The 19,409-nt window shown below is 69.2% G+C and carries 12 protein-coding genes; 8 read left to right on the top strand and 4 right to left on the bottom strand.

Translation table 11 applies throughout. The annotated features are described in order from the left end of the window. The first annotated feature begins 47 nt into the window (after positions 1-47). From J2W22_RS23405 to J2W22_RS23370, 8 genes are all read left to right on the top strand, one after another. A complete protein-coding gene (locus tag J2W22_RS23405) occupies positions 48-2,732 on the top strand; it encodes a TonB-dependent receptor domain-containing protein (protein ID WP_307120674.1) in 2,685 nt (894 codons plus the stop codon). A 101-nt stretch (positions 2,733-2,833) separates the two neighbouring features. Beyond that, positions 2,834-6,040 carry an alpha-L-rhamnosidase gene (locus tag J2W22_RS23400; RefSeq protein WP_307120673.1) on the top strand — a complete coding sequence of 1,069 codons (3,207 nt, stop codon included), beginning with the start codon at positions 2,834-2,836 and terminating at the stop codon, positions 6,038-6,040. Then, entirely contained in the window at positions 6,037-7,515 is a 1,479-nt protein-coding gene (locus tag J2W22_RS23395) for a carboxylesterase/lipase family protein (RefSeq protein WP_307120672.1), read from the top strand. Before J2W22_RS23400 ends, J2W22_RS23395 begins: the two co-directional genes overlap by 4 nt. A gap of 8 nt (positions 7,516-7,523) precedes the next feature. After that, a complete protein-coding gene (locus J2W22_RS23390) occupies positions 7,524-8,399 on the top strand; it encodes an alpha/beta hydrolase (RefSeq protein ID WP_307120671.1) in 876 nt (291 codons plus the stop codon). Further along, a complete protein-coding gene (locus J2W22_RS23385) occupies positions 8,396-10,000 on the top strand; it encodes a tannase/feruloyl esterase family alpha/beta hydrolase (RefSeq protein ID WP_307120670.1) in 1,605 nt (534 codons plus the stop codon). Before J2W22_RS23390 ends, J2W22_RS23385 begins: the two co-directional genes overlap by 4 nt. After that, entirely contained in the window at positions 9,997-11,646 is a 1,650-nt protein-coding gene (locus tag J2W22_RS23380; protein WP_307120669.1) for an AMP-binding protein, read from the top strand. Before J2W22_RS23385 ends, J2W22_RS23380 begins: the two co-directional genes overlap by 4 nt. 5 nt (positions 11,647-11,651) lie before the next feature. Continuing rightward, positions 11,652-11,963 (top strand): hypothetical protein, encoded by a 312-nt coding sequence (locus J2W22_RS23375; RefSeq protein ID WP_307120668.1) that lies wholly within the window; start codon positions 11,652-11,654, stop codon positions 11,961-11,963. A gap of 86 nt (positions 11,964-12,049) precedes the next feature. Further along, entirely contained in the window at positions 12,050-14,512 is a 2,463-nt protein-coding gene (locus J2W22_RS23370; RefSeq protein ID WP_307120667.1) for a glycoside hydrolase family 3 protein, read from the top strand. A 523-nt stretch (positions 14,513-15,035) separates the two neighbouring features. Here J2W22_RS23370 and J2W22_RS23365 read toward each other — a convergent pair. From J2W22_RS23365 to J2W22_RS23350, 4 genes are read right to left on the bottom strand one after another with little or no spacing between them, the layout of a single operon-like run. After that, complete coding sequence (locus tag J2W22_RS23365; RefSeq protein ID WP_307120666.1) at positions 15,036-15,731, bottom strand: triose-phosphate isomerase; 696 nt, start codon at positions 15,729-15,731, stop codon at positions 15,036-15,038. 2 nt (positions 15,732-15,733) lie between these two features. Further along, the gene (rhaT, locus tag J2W22_RS23360) at positions 15,734-16,789 is read right to left on the bottom strand and encodes an L-rhamnose/proton symporter RhaT (protein ID WP_307120665.1); all 1,056 of its coding nucleotides are present in this window, start codon (positions 16,787-16,789) and stop codon (positions 15,734-15,736) included. A gap of 1 nt (position 16,790) precedes the next feature. Further along, complete coding sequence (gene lldD, locus J2W22_RS23355) at positions 16,791-17,939, bottom strand: FMN-dependent L-lactate dehydrogenase LldD (protein WP_307120664.1); 1,149 nt, start codon at positions 17,937-17,939, stop codon at positions 16,791-16,793. After that, a complete protein-coding gene (locus tag J2W22_RS23350; protein WP_307120663.1) occupies positions 17,936-19,369 on the bottom strand; it encodes an FGGY-family carbohydrate kinase in 1,434 nt (477 codons plus the stop codon). The genes lldD and J2W22_RS23350 overlap by 4 nt, the downstream gene beginning before the upstream one ends. Between the last annotated feature and the right edge of the window lie 40 nt (positions 19,370-19,409).

Here is a 19,409-nt window from a genome sequence, read left to right as displayed (position 1 = left end):
AGCGCTCCGCGGAAATGAGAGTCCGAAGGACCAATTGGGGAGGGAATATGAACAGCGAGATTATCGAGCCGCGTGCGCGCGGATTCGCGAAGCAGGCAGGGCTCTCGATGCTGGCCCTCGCCACCATGCTGGCCGCGGCCGGCACGGCGCAGGCGCAACAGGCCACGCCGGCGGCGCCCGAGGCTGCCCAAGCGCCGTCCGATGCGCAGGCGGTGGAAGAAGAGATCATCGTCACCGGCACCTTGCTGCGCGGCGTCGCACCGACCGGCACCAATGTGATAGGCATCAACCGCGACACGATCACCGCGCGCGGCGTCACCTCGTCGAACGACCTGCTCGCCAAGATCCCACAGATCGGCAATTTCGGCACGGTGCCCACCGGCACGCCCTCGTTCGGCCTGCCGGTGATCCGCCCCAATATCCGCAACCTCGGCGCCTCGGGCGGCAGCACCACGCTGGTGCTGATCAACGGCCATCGCGGCGTCGGCGCGGGCATCCTGCAGACCACGGTCGATCCCTCGATCCTGCCGCCCGACATCCTCGAGCGCGTGGAGGTGGTGCCGGACGGTGGCTCGGCCATCTATGGCTCGGACGCGATCGGCGGCGTGGTCAACTTCATCACCCGCAAGCGCTTCGACGGCGTCTCGGCCAATCTGCGCTACGGCTTCGCCGACGACTATCACTCGGTCGACGGCAGCCTGACCGCCGGCAAGGACTGGGGCAGCGGATCGCTGTTCGTCGCCTATGCCTATGCGAAGCACGACGATATTCTCGGTATCGATCGCGACTATACCTCGGCCGACCGGCGCTCGAAGGGCGGCGGCGACTTCCGGGTCACCACCTGCGCGCCGGGCAACATCCAGATCGGCGCGACCAGCTATGCCCTGCCCGCCCGCACTGCCGGCACGGTCAACAAGTGCGACCAGAATGCCTATGCCAGCATCTTCCCGCGTGAGGAGCGGCACTCGGTCTTCGCGTCGCTGACCCAGCATCTCGACGGCGCGGTCACCTTCTCGGCCACCGCCTATTGGTCGCGCCGCGACACCACCAGCCGCGAGGCGCAGGGGATGCTCTCGGGCACGATCAGCCTGCTCAACCCCAATTTCCGCACCGTCGCCGGCGAATTGCAGCACAATGTGAGCATTTCCTTCGCCGATGTCTTCGGAAACAGCCTGACCAGCCACCAGCGTTTCGACTCCTATGGCGTGACGCCCGGCTTCTCCTTCGCGCTCGGCAAGGGCTGGCAGCTGCGCGCGGAGAGCAATTTCGGGCGGAGCCAGAACCTCGTCCGCCAGGCGGCGCTCGACACCACCACCGCGACGCTCGCGCTGGCCGGCCTGATCCCGGGCATGGCGCTCAACCCCTACAACCTCGCCGCCAGCAGCCCGGCCGCGCTCGCCGCGATCCGCAACTACGAGAATTACGGCGACGCCACCCAGGAACTGGCCGAGGGCCGGCTGATCCTCGACGGCAGCCTCGCGCATCTCGCCGGCGGGGACATCCGCCTCGCGGTCGGCGCGGAATATCATGCCGAGAACATCTCGTCGCGCATCTCGCAGGGCGCGGTGGGTGCCTTTGCCAACGTCAAGACCTCGCGCGCCTCGCGTGACGTCCGCTCGGCGTTCGGCGAGCTGCTGGTCCCGATCGTCGGCGCCGGCAATGGCAGCGCCGGCCTGCGCGGGCTGCAGCTCTCGGCCTCGGTCCGCTATGACGACTATAGCGACCAGGGCGGCACGACCAACCCGAAGATCGGGGTGAACTACAAGCCGTTCACCGACCTGACGATCCGCGGCAACTGGGGCACCTCGTTCCACGCGCCGAGCCTTGCCGACACCACCAACACCTCGGACTCGCGCGCGACGGTGCTGCCGTTCAGCCCGTTCCTGGCGCCGGGCGCGCTGCCCACCGATCCGCTGCGTTCAACCATCGTGCTGGCGGGCGGCAACCCGAACCTGAAGCCCGAGCGCGCCGATACCTGGTCCGCCGGGTTCGACTGGACGCCCAGGGCGGTGCCGGGGCTGGTGGCGAACCTCACTTACTATAATGTGAAGTTCAAGGAGGCGATCGGGCTCGCGCCCTTCCTGTCGCCGACGCTGTTCACCAATCCGAACTATGCCAGCTTCTACACGCTGAGCCCGACCCTGGCCCAGGCCCAGGCACGGGTGGGCAGCCTCGCCGTGGTCGGTGCCCCGAGCATCGCCAGCCTCTATGCCGGCCCGCTCGGCCCCTATGTGATCATCGACGCACGCCGCAACAATCTGGGCGCGGTCAACACCGACGGCCTCGACTTCAACCTGGCCTATACCCGCCTGACCGGGTTCGGCGCGATCAACGCCAGCATCGCGGGCACCTACACGCTCAACCGCAAGTCGCAGGCGGTCTCGGGCGGCGCCTTTGCCGACGACCTGAAGAACGGCGTCGGCCGCACCGCCTTCGTCGCCACCCTGGGCGGCAAGTCGGGCGGGTTCATCGCCTCGGCCTCGTACAACTACAAGGGCGGCTTCCCGATCCTCGGCGTGATGCCGCAGACCCGGGTGGGCGCGTTCCAGACGGTCGACGCCTTCCTCGCCTATGACCTGGGCACGCACGGCTTCCTCAAGAACGCGATGCTGACGCTGAACGTCGACAACATCTTCGATCGGGATCCGCCCTGGCTGAACAGCGCGGCCGCCTATACCAATGGCAGCACGCTGGGACGGCTCGTCACCTTCGGCATCCGGACCAAATTCTAAGGAAAGGGGTCCCCCAGGTGTCTTTCCCGTTATCCGCCCTGGCGATGCGTACTCCTTCGTCACGGCCAGTCCGTACCCTGTTGGTCTCGGGCGCCGCGGCCATGGCTCTTCTCACCGCCATGGCCGCCTGGGCGCAGGACGGCGTGCCCACCGGGCTCACGGTGGAATATGCCGACAATGCGCTCGGCATCGACGAGCCGGCGCCGCGCCTCGGCTGGCATTCGCCGGCGAAGCGCCAGGTGGCCTACCAGATCCGCGTCACCGCCGGGGACAAGCCGGTATGGGACAGCGGCAAGGTCGTCTCTTCCGACAACAGCCAGATCGCCTATGCCGGCCCCGCCCTGAAGGCCCGCACCCGCTACGCCTGGCAGGTCAGGACCTGGGACGCGGACGGACGCGAGAGCGGCTGGAGCGCACCCGCCTGGTGGGAAATGGGCCTGCTGGCCCCCGCCGACTGGTCGGGCAGGTGGATCGCCGGCCCGGCGCGCCGCGACCATGACTGGAGCGACGTCCGCTTCGAGAGCGACCTGACGCTCACGGGCAGTTCCGTCGACCTGCTCTTCCGCGCCCGCGCCGCCGGCAAGACCTATGGTGAGGCCTATGTCTGGACGCTTGCCGAGGAGAAGACCGGCCCGGTGCTGATCGCCCGCGTCCGCCATTATCCGGGCGGCAGCAGCTCGGGCGTGAAGACCACCGAGCTCAAGCGCGTGCCGCTCGCCGGTATCACGCTCAAGGGCGTGCGCCACAAGGTGACGATCACGGCCAAGGGATCGAGCATCGCCACCGCGATCGACGGCAGGCAGGTCGACCTGCTCACCGATACCAGCCAGCCGCACGGCACGATCGGCTTCTCCGCGCGCGAGGCCAGTGCCGCGACGATTCACGCGGTCAGCGTGACCGGCACCGGCAGCCCGGCCTTCGCCACGCGCTTCCCGGCAAACGACAACCCGTTCGTCGGCGGCACGGTCGAGGCCGACGGGCTCACCGTCGCCGCGGGCGTGCCCAATATCGACATCGTCTTGCCGATCGAAGCCCCCGCCCCGCTCGTCCGCAAGGCTTTCACCCTGCCGGCGAAGAAGATCGCCGCCGCCCGCCTCTATGTCGCCGGCGCCGGCTGGCTGCGCATGGTGCTGAACGGCGGCACCGTCGGCGAAAGCGCGATGGCGAGCGGCTTCACCGCGTACGACAAGCGCGTGCTCTACCAGAGCTACGACGTCACCACCCGCGTCCGCGCCGGGCAGAATGTCCTCGGCGCCGAGCTCGGCCGCGGCTGGTACGGCCTCACCGACCCCAACGAATGGTATTTCAACCAGGCGCCCTGGCACGGCGAGCCCGCGCTCAAGGCGCAGCTCGAAGTCACCTTCGCCGACGGCACACGCCAGACCATCGCCAGCGACAGGAGCTGGCAGACCCTCTCGGGCCCGACCCGCAACGATTCCGTCCATCGCGGCGAGCGCTACGACGCGCGGCTGCTCCCGGCGGGCTGGGACAAGGCCGGCTTCGCGCCCAAGGGCTGGACCGCCGCGCAAGCGGTCGAGGGTCCCAAGGGCGTGCTCCAGGCCGCCAATGTCGAGCCGATCGCCCCGGTCGATCAGATCGCGCCGGTCTCGCTCACCCAAATCAAGCCCGGCGTCTGGGTCTATGATTTCGGCCGCATCTTCTCGGGCTGGACCAGCCTGAACGTCACCGGCCCGCGCGGCGCCACTGTCTCGCTCGTCGCCAGCGAGCGGATCAACGATGCCGGCATGGTCGTCCCCGCCTCGGGCCTGATCGACGCGCAGTTGCAGACCGATCGCTACACGCTGGCGGGCAAGGGCCGCGAGCGCTGGGAGCCGAGCTTCGGCTATCGCGGCTTCCGCTATGTCGAGCTGCGCGGCTTCCCCGGCACGCCGACATTGGCGACGCTCACCGGCAAGGTCGCGCACAGCGCCGTCGCCCGCACCGGCAGCTTCACCAGCGCCAACAAGCTGCTCGAGGCGATAGACCAGGCGGCGATCCGCACGATCCTGAACAACATGCACGGCTATCAGACCGATACGCCGACCTATGAGAAGAATGGCTGGACCGGCGACGCCCAGGCCTCGGCCGGCGCCGCCGCGCGCAGCCTCGACATAGCCCGCGTCTGGACCAAGTGGCTGAACGACTATCCCGACGCCCAGGCGCCGAGCGGCGAATTGCCCGAGATCGTCCCAGCCACGCCCTGGTATGGCTATGAGGGAACGCCCGGCTGGTCGTTCGTCTGGGGGCCGTCGACGCCCTGGGACGTCGCCGCGATGATCCTGCCCTGGGAACTCTACCAGGTGCAGGGCGACACCCGCATCCTCGCGCGGATGCACGCGATGCAGAAGCGGCTGGTCGACTACACCGCCACCGTCTTCAAGGCGCCCGACTATCGCCACGACAAGGGCCTGAGCGAATGGAGCGCCCCCGGCCCGCTCGACATCTTCGCCACCAGCAATGGCGGGATCGACGCGATCACCACCGCCTATTTCTTCCATGAGGCCGATCTGCTCGCCAAGTCCTCGGCGGTGATCGGCAACCATGCCGATGCGGAGCGCTACGCCGCGCTCGCCGCCGATATCCGCCGCGCCTATAATGTCCGCTACTGGGACGGCGCGAACGGCTGGTACCGCACGCTCGACGACAAGGGGGCGACCAAGGGCCCCACCCAGTCGCAGAACATCCTGCCGCTCGCCTTCGGCATGGCGCCCGACGGCCAGGCGCAGAAGGTCGCCGATACGCTGGCCAAGGACGTGGAGGCACGCGGCCTGCGCGCCGGCGTGTTCGGCACGCGCTACCTGCTCGATCTGCTCAGCGACTATGGCCATGCCGATATCGCCTATCGGCTGGCGACGCGCACCGACGAGCCGAGCTGGGGCTTCTGGCTGACCAGCGGCAACGGCACGCTGTTCGAGTCCTGGGGCCTCAATGCCCGCTCGCGCGACCATCATTATTTCGGCTCGATCGCCGACTGGATGCGCCAGCGCCTCGCCGGGCTGCGCCCCGGTGCGCCGGGCTATCGCCAGGTGCTAGTCCGCCCCGAGATTCCGCAGGGGCTGGCTTCGGCGGCTGCGACGATGGCGACGCCGCAAGGCGAAGCCAAGGCCGGCTGGACAGTCGAGAATGGCCGCCTGACGCTCAGCGCCACCGTGCCGATGAACGCCAGTGGCGAGATCTGGGTGCCCAATCGCTTCGGCGCGCTCGAAGCCGTCCCCACGGGCGCCACCCTGCTCCGCACGACCGATGCCGCGACCATCTACACCACTGGCCCCGGCAGCTTCACCTTCGTCACCAAGGGCAATCGATGAAATCCTCCCTGATCGCCCTCTCCCTGCTCCTCGCCGGCACCGCGCAGGCACAGCAAGTCCGTGCGCCCGCCGGCACGCTGAACGGCGCCACCGCATCGGGCGTCACCAGCTTCAAGGGCATTCCTTATGCCGCCGCGCCGGTCGGCCCGCTGCGCTGGCATGCGCCGCTGCCCGCGCCGGCCTGGACCGGCACGCGCGACGCCACCGGCTATGGCAATGACTGCGTCCAGGCGCGCATGCCGGGTGACCTCGCCAACACGACGCTGCCGATGTCCGAGGACTGCCTGTTCCTCAACGTCTGGACCCCGCAGCCGCGCGCCGGGGCGAAGCTGGCGGTGATGGTCTATATCCATGGCGGCGGCTTCTCGACCGGATCGGGCAGCTCGGCGATCCTCGACGGCACCCGGCTCGCGGCGCGCGGCGTCGTGGTCGTCACGCTGAACTATCGTCTCGGCCGCTTCGGCTTCTTCGCGCATCCCGCACTGAGCAAGGAGGCCGGCACCGGCGCCAATGGCAATTGGGGCCTGATGGACCAGATCGCCGCGCTGCAATGGGTCAAGCGCAACATCGCGTCCTTCGGCGGCGATCCCGCCAATGTCACGATCTTCGGCGAGTCCGCCGGCGGGGAATCGGTCAACCGGCTGATGGTCTCGCCCGCCGCCAAGGGGCTGTTCGCCAAGGCGATCGCTGCCTCGGGCGGTGGCCGTGACGGCTGGCCCGATATTGCCACGGGTGAAGCCAAGGGCCTGGCCTTTGCGAAGAGCGCGGGCGCCGACGACCTTGCCGCGCTGCGTGCGCTGCCGGCCGACAAGGTCCAAGGCGGCATCGGCCTGCTCAATCCGGACGAAGCCAAATATTCGGGTCCGATGGCCGATGGCCGGATCGTCACCGGCGACACCGACACGCTGCTCGCCGCCGGCAAGGCGCGCGGCATCCGCATGGTGATCGGTTCGAACAGCGACGAGCTCGGCTTCATCCCCGCGCCCTTCCTCAAGGGCTTCGTCGCCAAGGCGACCGAGAAGCTCGGTGCCGCCGCCGATAATGTGCGCGCCGCCTATGGCTCGGCCGAAGCCTATGACCGGCACATCCCGAGCGACTTCACCTTCACCGAGCCTGCCTTCTCGCTCGTCCGGCGCCAAGTGGCGAACGCGCCGACCTGGCTCTATCGCTTCGGCTATGTCGCCGAGGCGAAGCGCGCCACGCTGGCCGGTGCCTCGCACGCCACAGACGTGCCCTATCAGTTCGACAATCTCGCCGCCGCCGGCGGCACGCCGACGCCCGCCGACATGGCAGCAGCCAAGCTGGTCGCCGATCACTGGGTCCGTTTCGCCAGGACCGGCGACCCCGGCTGGCCGCGCTTTGGGACGGACGGCCAGATGCTAGTGATTAGCAATAACGGCGCTGCGCCCGCCCCTGCCGGCACGCCCGAGATCAAGGCGATCGCCACCGCGCGCGACGCGGCCAAGAAGAAATGAGGAAGTCCATGCGTAGCCTCTTGCGGATCCTGGCGCTGCTCGCGCTGTTCACCGGCAGCGTCACCGCCCATGCCCAGGAAGTGATCCGGCTGTGGCCGAACGGCGCGCCGGGGTCGATGGGCCCGATGGCGGCGGAGACCACCGCCGACAAGAAGCCGTACGGGGTCATCACCCGCAACGTCTCCGAGTCGACGCTCACCGTGTTCCGGCCCGATCCGAAGATCGCCAACGGCACCGCGGTGATCATCGCGCCGGGCGGCGGCTTCCACCTGCTCTCGATCGGCAATGAAGGCGACGGCGTCGCCAAATGGCTGAACAGCATGGGCATCACCGCCTTCGTGCTGCGCTACCGCCTGCTGCCGACCGGCGATGATTTCGGCATGGTGCTGATCCGACGCCTGATGAACTTCAAGTCGCTTGAGGCGGCGATCGTGCCGCTGCGCCCGCTCGCCACCGCCGATGGCGAGGAAGCGATGCGCTATGTCCGCGCCAATGCAGGCAAGTTCGGGGTGAAACAGGACCGCGTCGGCATGATGGGCTTCTCCGCCGGCGGCGCGGTGACGATGTGGACCGTGCTCGGCGCCAAGCCCGCCAGCCGCCCGGACTTTATCGTCGCCATGTATCCCGGCCTGGTCGGCGATCCGCTGGCCGTGCCCGCCAGGGCCCCGCCGCTGCTCGCCATGGTCGCCGAGGACGATCCGATCGTCCGTCCCGAGGCGGGCCGGCTGGTCGATGCCTGGAAGGCGGCAGGCGCCGATGCGACGCTGGTGATCTTCCCCAAGGGCGGTCACGGCTTCGGCATCACCAAGAGCGGCAAGGCATCGGACGCCTGGCCAGAGCATGCGCAGAAGTGGTTCCAGGCCAAGGGGTTGCTCAACAAATGAACCGGATAGCCCATCTCGGCGCGCTCGGCGCCGTCGCCACCGCGCTGCTCGTCTCGGGCACCAGCCCCGAGCCGGTCGCCGCCTTTGCTCCCGCCGATCCGGTGGCCGACAGCTGCACCGCGCTCACCGGCCTCGCGCTGGCCGACGGCAAGGTCGTCAAGGCCGAGCAGGTCGCCAAGGGCGGCATGGTCAACACCAAGGAGGGCACGCCCGGCCTGCCCGCCCAGGCCGGCTTCTGCCGCGTCTATGCCGAGCTGAGCCCGACGCCGCGCTCAAAGATCAAGGTCGAGGTGTGGCTGCCCCTAGCCGGCGCGTGGAACGGCAAGCTGCTCGGCGCGGGCAATGGCGGCTATGGCGGCTCGATGCTGCTGCCGCAGCTCACCATGCAGGGCGCGCTGGCCAAGGGCTATGCCACGGTCGGCACCGACATGGGCCATGTCGGCACCGCCGATACCGACGGCAAATGGGCGCTGAACGAGCCCGATCGCATCATCGATTTCGGCCACCGCGCCAATCACCTCGCCTCGGGCGTCGGCAAGGCCGTCATCAACGCCTATTACGGCAGCGCCCCCAAGGCGGCCTATTTCCAGGGGTGCTCGGACGGCGGCCGCGAGGCGCTGATGGAGGCGCAGCGCTACCCGGACGACTATGACGCGATTATCGCGGGCGCCCCGGCCAATGCCTGGACCCGGCTGATGACCGCCTTCATGGCCGACGACCGCGCCGTCTTCGCCCGGCCCGAAAGCGCAATCCCCAACGCCAAGCTCAAGCTGCTCCAGGACGCCGCACTCGCCCAGTGCGATGCGAAGGACGGGGTGAAGGACGGCGTGCTCGACGATCCGCGCCAGTGCGGCTTCGATCCCGGCACACTCCAGTGCAAGGCCGGCGATGGCCCCTCCTGCCTCACCGCACCGCAGGTCACCGCCGCCCGCGCGCTCTATCGCGGCCCCGTCGACGCCAGGGGCCGCAGCTTCTTCCCCGGCACCATGCCCGGTGCCGAGGGCGTGCCCGGCACCTGGGACACCTGGCTGACCGGTTCCAAGGCGCAGCATGGCATCTTCGCCGGCGAGTTCTTCCGCTACATGGTCCATTCGAACCCGGACTGGCAGAACGCCTCGTTCGACCTCACCCGCGACTATCAGGCCGCCCGCCGCCTCGCCCCGGTGCTCGACAGCGACAATCCGGACATCACCCCGTTCCTCAAGCGCGGCGGCAAGCTGATCCTCTATCATGGCTGGAACGACGCCGCGATCGCGCCCGGCAACACGATCGACTATTATCAGGCGGTCCAGAAGCGCGTCGGCGCGGCCGCCAGGGACTCGGTCCGCCTGTTCATGGTCCCCGGCATGTCGCACTGCCTCGCCGGCCCCGGTCCCAATGTGATCGACGCGCTCGGCACGCTCGACAAATGGCGCCAGGGCGGCCCGGCGCCCGAGACGATGATCGCCACCAAGTACGACAACGACCTGTTCGGCTATCTCGGCTTCCCGGCCAAGCCGGTCCGCACCCGCCCCTTGTGCGCCTTCCCCAAGGTCGCGCGCTGGACCGGCAAGGGCTCGACCGACGACGCCGCCAACTTCACCTGCGTCGCCCCGCGATGACTGCCCTCAGCCTGGTCAAAGGCGCCACCGCGCCACCGCTGATCGAGCATACGATCGGTGAGGCGCTGGCACGCGCCGCCGCTCGCTGGGGCGAGCGCGAGGCCTTGGTCTCGGTCGAGCAGGACATACGCTGGACCTTCGCCGAGCTGCTGGAAAAGGCCGACGCCCTTGCCGCCGGCCTGCTTGCGCTCGGGCTCGAACCCGGCGAGCGGATCGGCATCTGGGCGCCCAATTGCGTCGAATGGACGCTCACCCAGTTCGCCGCCGCGCGCGCCGGGCTGATCCTGGTGACGATCAACCCCGCCTATCGCACCAGCGAGGCGGCGTTCACCATGGCCAAGGTCAGCCTCGCCGCGCTCGTGTTCGTGGATCGCTTCAAGACCAGCGACTATGCCGCGATGGTCGCCGAGATCGCCCCCGATCTCCCGGCGCTGCGCCACATCCTCTGCATCGGTGCCGCCACCCAGCCCGGCTGGATCGCATTCGACCAGGTCGCCGGCCATGCCGACGCTGCCAGCCGCCACATGCTCGCAGCGATCGGCCCCGAGCTGCGCGCCACCGACGCGATCAACATCCAGTTCACCAGCGGCACCACCGGCCAGCCCAAGGGCGCGACGCTCAGCCACCGCAACATCCTCAACAACGGCTATTTCGTCGGCCTCGCCCAGCGCCTGGAGCCCGGCGACCGCATCTGCGTGCCCGTCCCGCTCTACCATTGCTTCGGCATGGTGATGGGCAATCTCGCCAGCCTCACCCACGGCGCGACGATGGTCTACCCCGCCGCCGGCTTCGATCCCGGCGCGACCCTCGCCGCCATCGAGCGCGAGCGCTGCACCTCGCTCTACGGCGTGCCGACCATGTTCATCGCCGTCCTCGCCCACCCGGAGTTCGACCGCTTCGACCTCGCTTCGCTGCGCACCGGCGCGATGGCCGGCGCGGTCTGCCCCGAGCCGCTGATGCGCGCGGTGATCGGCCGGCTGCATATGCCCCAGGTCACCATCGCCTATGGCATGACGGAGACCAGCCCGGTCAGCTTCCAGACCGTGGCGGACGATCCTTTCGAGCGCCGCATCGGATCGATCGGCCGGGTCCAGCCGCACCTCGAATGCAAGATCGTCGATGAGGACGGCCAGGTCGTCCCCGCCGGCACCCCGGGCGAGCTCTGCACCCGCGGCTATTCGGTGATGCTCGGCTATTGGGACGAGCCGGAAAAGACCGCCGCGGTGATCGATAGCGAAGGCTGGATGCACTCGGGCGACCTCGCGGTGATCGACGATGCCGGCTATGGCAATATCGTCGGCCGGCTGAAGGACATGGTGATCCGCGGCGGCGAGAACATCTATCCGCGCGAGATCGAGGAGTTCCTCTACCGCCATCCCGCGGTCGAGGACGTCGCGGTGGTCGGCGTGCCCGACGCGCGGATGGGCGAGGAACTCTGCGTCTGGATTCGCCTGCGCGCCGGCTCGACCGGTGACGAGGAGGAGGTCCGCGCCTTCTGCCGGGGCCGCATCGCCCATTACAAGGTGCCGCGATACGTCCGCTTCGTCGACGCCTTCCCCACCACCGTGACCGGCAAGGTCCAGAAATTTCTGATCCGCGAGGCGATGATCGCCGAGCTGGGTCTCGCAACCACAAGCCAAGGATGAGGAACATGAACAAGCTGCTGATCGCCGCCCTGCTCGCGCTGCCGGGCACCGCACTGGCCCAGACCGCCCCGGCCCCCGCGCCCGCCGCGACGCCGGCCCCCGCCCCGAAATTCACCCTCGACACGCCGATCCAGGAGATCGTCGCCGATGCCCAGGGCAAGGCGGTGATCGACAAGAACCTGCCCGGCATGATCGGCCTGCCGCAATACGACATGTTCAAGGGGCTGAGCCTCAACCAGCTCAAGGCCTATTCCGACGGCAAGCTCACCGACGAGATCCTCGCCAAGACCGCCACCGATCTCGCCGCCATCAAATAATGAGCAGGTCGCATATCCTTGCCTGCGTCGCCGCAGCGGCGTTGATTGCGAGTGCACCCGCGCTCGCACAGGCCCAGAATGACCGCATGACCTATCGTGAGAAGCGCGCGCCGCTGGAGAAGCGGGTCGATGACCTGATGGGCCGGCTGACGCTGGAGGAGAAGGTCTCGCTGCTCGCCGGCGAGAGTTCGATGACGCTCCAGTCGATCCCACGCCTCGGCATCCCCGGCATCAAGGTGACCGACGGGCCCACCGGCGTCCGCTCGCCCGAAGGCAAGCCCGCCACCGTCTTCCCGGTCGGCGTCGCCCTCGCCGCCACCTGGAACCCGGACCTGGCGAAAGCCGTCGGCGCCGCGATCGCCGAGGAGGCGCGCGGCTATGGCGCCGCGGTGCTGCTCGCGCCGACGGTGAACATCGTCCGCACCCCACGCTGGGGCCGCAATTTCGAGACCTATTCGGAAGACCCGCTGCTCGCCGGCGAGCTCGGGCTCGGCTATGTCGCGGGCGTCCAGGGCAAGGGCATCGGCGTCTCGATCAAGCATTTCGCCGCGAACAACCACGAGACCAACCGTTTCTTCGTGGACTCGATCGTCGACGAGCGGACGCTGCGCGAGATCTACCTCCCGGCCTTCGAGATGGTGGTGAAGCAGGCCGATCCCTGGTCGGTCATGGCCTCGTACAACAAGGTCAACGGCACCTATGCCAGCGAGAACCCCTGGCTGCTGACCGACCTGCTCAAGAAGGAATGGGGATACCGGGGCTTCGTCGTCTCCGATTGGGGTGCGACCCACAGCACCGCCGCGGCGGTCAATGCCGGGCTCGACCTCGAGATGCCCGGCCCCGCCCAGCATTTCGGCGCCAAGCTGCTCGCCGCGGTGCAGGCCGGCGAGGTCAGCAAGGCGCAGCTCGACGACAATGCCCGGCGCATCGTCCGGCTGATCGTCCGCAGCGGCGCGCTCGACGGCCCCTTGCCCAAGGGCGAGATCGGCGGCGAGCGTCACCGCGCCACTGCCCAGACGGCGGCCGAAGAGGCGATCGTCCTGCTCAAGAATGCCGGCGTGCTGCCGCTCAAGCCGGGTATCAGGACGCTCGCCGTGATCGGCCCCAACGCCGCCATCGCCCGCATCCAGGGCGGCGGCAGCTCGGCCGTGACGCCGTTCGACAAGCTGGTCACCCCGCTCGAGGCGATCCGCGCGGCGCTGCCCGGCGTCGAAGTGGTCTACGAAAAGGGCGTCGACAGCGAAGAGACCCCGCCCACCGGCGATCCCGCGCTGTTCAGCCCCTCGGCCGACAGCAAGGAGACCGGGCTCCAGGCGGACTATTTCGCCAATGCCGACTTCAGCGGCACGCCGGTGAAGAGCCAGCGCGCCACCGATTTCACCAAGCGGATCAGCGCCAACATCGCGAGCGCCAAGGTGATCGGCTATGCGGCGATGCGCTGGTCGGGCGTGCTGCGCGCGCCGGCCACCGGCACCTATGAGTTCAGCATCCGCGGCACCGGCACCGGCGTGCTGGCGCTCGACGGCAAGACGATCCTCGACAAGGCGACCCCGGCCAAGGCCGACAATCGCGACGTGATCGGCTTCCCGGTCCCGCAGCGCACCGTCTCGGTCCAGCTGGAGGGCGGGAAACTCTATCCGATCCGGCTCGACTATGTGACCGGCCAGACGCCCTATGAGGCGCTCAAGTTCGGCGTGCGCACGCCCCGGCCCGATTTCGATGCCGCCATCGCCGCGGCGAAGCGCGCCGATGCCGCGATCGTCATCGCCGGCTCCTCGTCGCTGACCGAGGGCGAAGGCTATGACCGCGCGAATTTCGATCTGCCCGGCGACCAGGACAAGCTGATCTCCGCGGTTGCCGCGGCCAATCCCTCCACCGTGGTGGTGGTCAATGCCGGTGCGGCGATGACCATGCCCTGGGCCGGGCAAGTCCCCGGCATCCTCGACATGTGGCTGCCCGGCCAGGAAGGCGCCGCGGCGCTGGCCGGCATCCTCACCGGCAAGGTCAATCCCTCGGGCAAGCTGCCCGTCACCTTCCCGGCGAAGAGCAGCGACGATCCGACGGTGCTGACCGAGATGAAGGCCAAGTACAGCGACGGGCTGCTGGTCGGCTATCGCGGCTATGAGGCGCGGGGGGTCACCCCGCTCTTCGCCTTCGGCCATGGCCTGTCCTACACCAGCTTCACCTATGCCGGGCTCGCCGCCCCGGCCAGCGTCGCGCCGGGCGCTCCGCTGAAGGTCAGGCTTTCGGTGCGCAACACCGGCAAGCGGACCGGCAAGGAAGTCGTCCAGCTCTATGTCGCCCGCGCCGATCGCACGGCGGACGAGCCGATCAAGCAGCTCGCCGGCTTTGCCAAGGTCGCGCTCAAGCCGGGCGAGAGCCGGGTGGTGGAGATCGCGGTGAACCCCCGCGCCTTCGGCTATTGGGACACGGCAAGCCACCATTGGATCGCGCGTGCCGGCGCCTATCAGCTGCTGGCCGGCGCGGCCTCGGACGATATCCGGCTGAAGCAGGACATCCGCGTCACCGCGACCAAGCCGATCGAATAGGGATAACCCACCAACTCCGTCACCCCGGCCTTGTGCCGGGGTCCACCGGGAGGCGAGTCATGGACAGGCAGCTCCAGACCGGCACTTGCGGCTTGGTGGCCCCCGGCACAGGACCGGGGTGACGGCTATTTTCATCGGTACCCTGCCCCTCTTCTTTCCCCGGCGAAGGCCGGGGCCCAGCCTTGAACGTCACGCGCCTTGGCGCGTCTTCGCCGCGCACTCCTTAGTCTGGGCCCCGGCCTTCGCCGGGGAAAGTGAGTCGCTCGGGGAAAGCCAGTTCCTCGGGGAACCACATTGCAATGTAGGATTTCGCCTGCTGGGCTGACGCGGTCAGGGCGCATGCCCCGACCGCTCTTTGACCTGTAGGAAAGATAGGATCCCGTTCGCGCAATTCCGTTGCGCGGCACGCATGGCGCAGCCGCCACTAGTACGAACTTAGTGAACTTCCACCGCCGGGAACCCGGCTTTGGCGTGTACTTCGTGGACTTTGCCGAGTCGCCGGAAACCCGCCTGTAGGAACGGCCTAGCCCGCCGCGGCCTCCAGCACCGGCACCAAGTCCGTGGCCGAGCGGCTCGCCCGCCCGACCAGCAGCCCATCGACTTCGGGCAGCGCCAGCAGCGCCTCGGCATTGCCGCCATCGACCGCGCCGCCATAGAGCAGCCGCGCCGTACCCGCCTCGGCCCGCAGCATCTCGAAGATCCGGGCGAGGTGCGTTTCGTCGGGCACCGCGTCCCCACCGATGCACCAGACGGGCTCATAGGCGATGGCCGCCCGCGACCAGTCGAGCTCGGGCGGCAGCGACGCGCGCAACTGCGCCGCCACCAGCGCCCGCGCATCGGCCGAGCGTTCGCTCTCGCCGACGCAGATCACCACCGACAGCCCGGCCGCCTGCGCCGAGCGTGCCTTGGCCGCAACGCTCAGCCCGTCCTCGCGCGTCTCGCTATGTCCGGCCAGCGTGACCGTCGCCCCGGCATCGCGCAGCATCGCCGCGGAGACGCCGCCGGTATGCGCGCCCTCGGCGGCCGGGTGGCAATCCTGCCCGCCGATCGCCAAGGCCCGCATCTGCCGCGCCGCGCGCTCGACCAGCGTCGCCGGCAGCATCAGCCCCGCCTCGACGCCGAGCTCCGCCACCGCCGCGTCGATCCGTGCGATCTCGGCCAGGTCGGCGCCCAGCCCGTGCAGCTTCCAGTTGCCCAGGATCAGCGGGCGCCTCGCCATGCTCATGCCGCGAGGTAGTTGCCGACGCCGATCACCACTGTGGAGAGCAGCAGCGCGCCGATGCCGAGCCAGACCAGCGATTTGGTGCCCAGCTTGACCCCCGCCCACTCCTTGAGCGCGAAGCCCCAGAGCGTCGAGAACAGGATGATGCTCGCCATGTGCAGCGTCCAGGAGGAGAAGCCGTACTTCCCCATCTGGCTCTCGCCCATCGTGTAGAAGAAGAACTGGAAGTACCACAAAGTGCCGCCCAGCGCAGCCAGCGCATAGTTGCGCAGCAGCGGCGGCTTCTCGCTGGTGCCGGCCCCGGCAAGCTGCGGCGCCGAGCGGTTCTTGAGGATCAGCCAGCCGCACCACAGGAAATTGGTGGTGAAGCCGCCGAGCAGCACGACGCACAGCACCGGCAGCCCCTGCCATAGCGGGTCGGTCCCCGCCGCGACGGTGGCGGCGCGGATTGGCGCCCCGGCGTCGAGCCCCCAGGCGAAGCAGCCCGACATCACGCCGGAGAAGACCGCGATGGCGAGGCCCTTGGGCAGGTTGAACTCGCTGACGCTCTGCTGTGCCGTCGCGCCGGCCATCTCGCACTCCTTGCGTCGCCCGGCCGCGGCGACGACCAGGATGCCGGCGAGCGTGATCAGGATGCCGACAAAGGTCATCTGTCCGCTCAGCGTGCCGGCGAGCTCGCCCAGCGTGCCGCGGAAGATCGGCGGCCCCATCGTGCCGATCACCGTGGTAAGGCCGAGCGCCACCGCCATACCGAGCGACAGGCCGAGATAGCGCATGGTCAGCCCGAAGGTGAGCCCGCCAAAGCCCCACATCGCGCCCCAGAACCAGCACCAGAGCAGGGTCGATTGCGGGGTGCGGGTCAGCACGCCGAGCAGGTCGTGCGTCTGGATCGAGGCGAACAGCCAGGGCGCGATCAGCCAGGAGAAGACCCCGCCGACCAGCCAGAATATCTCCCAGGACCAGCCCCGGATGCGGCGGTACGGTACATAGAAGCTGGCGGAGGAAAGCCCGCCAAGCCAATGAAACAATACGCCTATCAGCGGATTTCCGCCCATCTTATTCCCCTCCCGCGAGTATCTTCTCGTTGATCTGTTCGACCCGCGTCACGCCGGTCAGCCCCATCGCGACGCGCATCTCGGCCTCGAGCAGGCGCAACACATGCGCCACCCCGGCCTCGCCTGCCCCGGCGAGCGCCCAGGCCCAGGCCCGGCCGAGCAGCACGCCCTTCGCCCCCAGTGCGAGCATCCGCACCACGTCGAGCCCCGAGCGGATCCCGCCGTCCGCCATCAGGGTCAGCCGGTCTCCGACCGCATCGGCGATCGCCGGCAGCGCCCGGGCGGTGGACGGCACCCCGTCGAGCTGACGCCCGCCATGGTTGGAGACGATCACCCCGTCCACACCCCGCGCCGCCGCTTCGCGGGCATCCTCGGCGTCGAGCACGCCCTTGAGCACGATCGGCCCCTTCCAGTGCTGGCGGATGAAATCCAGGTCGTCCCAGCGGATCGCCGGGTCGAAATTGTCGCGCATCCAGGCGAAGAAGTCGTTGAGCCCAGTCTTGCCCTTCAGCACCGGCGCGACATTGCCGAGATGGTGCGGCCGGCCCCACAGCCCGACGTCCCAGGCCCAGCGCGGATGCGTCGCCGCCTGGCCGAGCCGGCGCAGCGATCCGCCCAGCCCCGGCGCCCCAGCCAGGCCCGAACGATAGTCGCGGTAGCGCGTGCCCGGCACCGGCATATCGACAGTGAAGACCAGCACCGGGCAACGGGCAGCGCCCGCCTGCTGCATCAGGTCGATCATGAAGCCGCGGTCGCGGATCATGTAGAGCTGGAACCAGGGCGGCGTCGCCACCGCACCCGCCACTTCGCTGAGCGGGCAGGCCGAGACGGTCGACAAGGTGAACGGCACCCCCGCCGCCTCCGCGGCCCGCGCCGCCTGCACCTCCCCGCGCCGCGCATTGAGCCCCGCCAGTCCCACCGGCCCCAGCGCCATCGGCATCGCCAGCCTCTGGCCGAACAGCGTCGTGGACAGGTCGATGTCGGAGATGTCGCGCAGCACCCGCTGGCGCAGCGCCACCGCCTCCAGGTCGGCGACGTTCCGGCCGAGCGTCACCTCGGCGTACGAGCCGCCATCGATATAGTCGAACAGGAAGCGCGGCAGCCGCCGCCGCGCCAGTTCGCGATAGTCCAGGATCGATGCCGCCTTCATGCTGCCTCGCTGCTGCCCGCTACCAGGGCGCGCCAGCGTGCGGCGTAGCCGGCCAGATCGCAATCGAGCGGCTGCACCTGGACCAGCTCCGAAGGCGGCGCGAGTGCCGGATCGGTCAGCCGCAGCGCGCCATAGGACACGTCGTTATGCTGGTTCGAGACGAGCACGCGCAGGTCGGGCCGCAGCGTGGCAAGCGTGCGGACAAACGCCTGCGCCTCGCCGAACCGGCCCTCGACCAGCACCCGCTCCTTCGTGCCGATCAGCTCGAGCGAGGCATCGGCGACCATCGCGGCATAGAGGCACACCGCCGCGCGCAGTTCGATCGACTCGCCCGGCCGGTTGATCCAGCGCGTCGCCCCGCCGGGGAACGGCCCCACGCCCGAGGTCAGCGTCGGCAACACCATCGCCCCCGCCGCGACCACGCCGGGCAGCGCCGCGATGATCGCCGGCTGGTCCGGATTGATGTCCACCCGCCTTGTGTCGATGCCCGTCAACAGCTCGATCTCGCGCCCGCCCATGAAGCGGGCGGAGGGGATCGGGGTGCCGTGCACGTCGACATTGACCAGGCAGTCCCGCGCCTCGGGCAGCCCCGCCAGGTCGACCCGCGCGCCCTTGCCCGGCGTCCGCATCGCGACGAACCAGGTGCCGGTCGACAGCACCGTCGCCTCGCCGTCGGCGATCTCGGCAAAGCCCCGCGCCGCCAGCAGCGCCGCGTTCGAATCATGCAGCCCGCAATGCACCGCGACGTCGCCGGGCAGCCCGGTCCGCGCCGCCCATTCGGCGCGGATCGTCCCGATCGCCTCGCCCGCATGCCGCAGCGGCGCCAGCCGCGCCGCCCAGCCGCGCCGCTCCGCCAGCGCCGAAGGCCTGCCCGAGGCCGGGCACCAGAGATCGCTATGGCAGCCCAGGCTGGTCACCTCGGATGCCGCCACGCCCGAAAAGCACCAGGCCCAATATTGCGGCCAGGGCAGGATCGTCGCGTCGCCGCTCAGCAGCCAGGGATCGAGCATGTCGAGATAATGGAGCTGCAGGCCCAGGTTGAGCCCGTCGGGCAGCGCGGGCGAGCCGGTGCGCGCGAACGGATCGCGCTGGTTCAGATAGGCGGCGACGCAGTCCGCGGGGATCGCCTGCTCGTAATCGAGCGGCGGTGCCGCCAGCGCCCCGTTCCGCACGATCGCCGCCGCCGCGCCGTGGCCGACGGGGATGATTCGCGCCACCCGGCCGAATCGGGCGAACTCGCGCAGCACCTCCACCGCCCAGGCCTCGATCCCCGCCGCATCGAGCACACGGACCTCCGCCTCGCCGATCGTCGCCGATATCGGCGCATTGGGGCGCGTCCGCCGCGCGATCATCGCGCCCGATTCGTCCCAGAGGCTGAGCTTCGACAAGGTCTTACCCAGATCGAGCACAACGCTCAGCCCATCACCCAATGCTGCCTCCCCTTATTTGTTATGATTGATATTTAGCGAA

The organism is Sphingomonas kyeonggiensis, assembly GCF_030812785.1.
Classification (GTDB): Bacteria; Pseudomonadota; Alphaproteobacteria; order Sphingomonadales; family Sphingomonadaceae; genus Sphingomonas; species Sphingomonas kyeonggiensis_B.
Note: the sequence above shows the minus strand (reverse complement) of the source record. Positions and strands in the feature narration are given on the sequence as shown.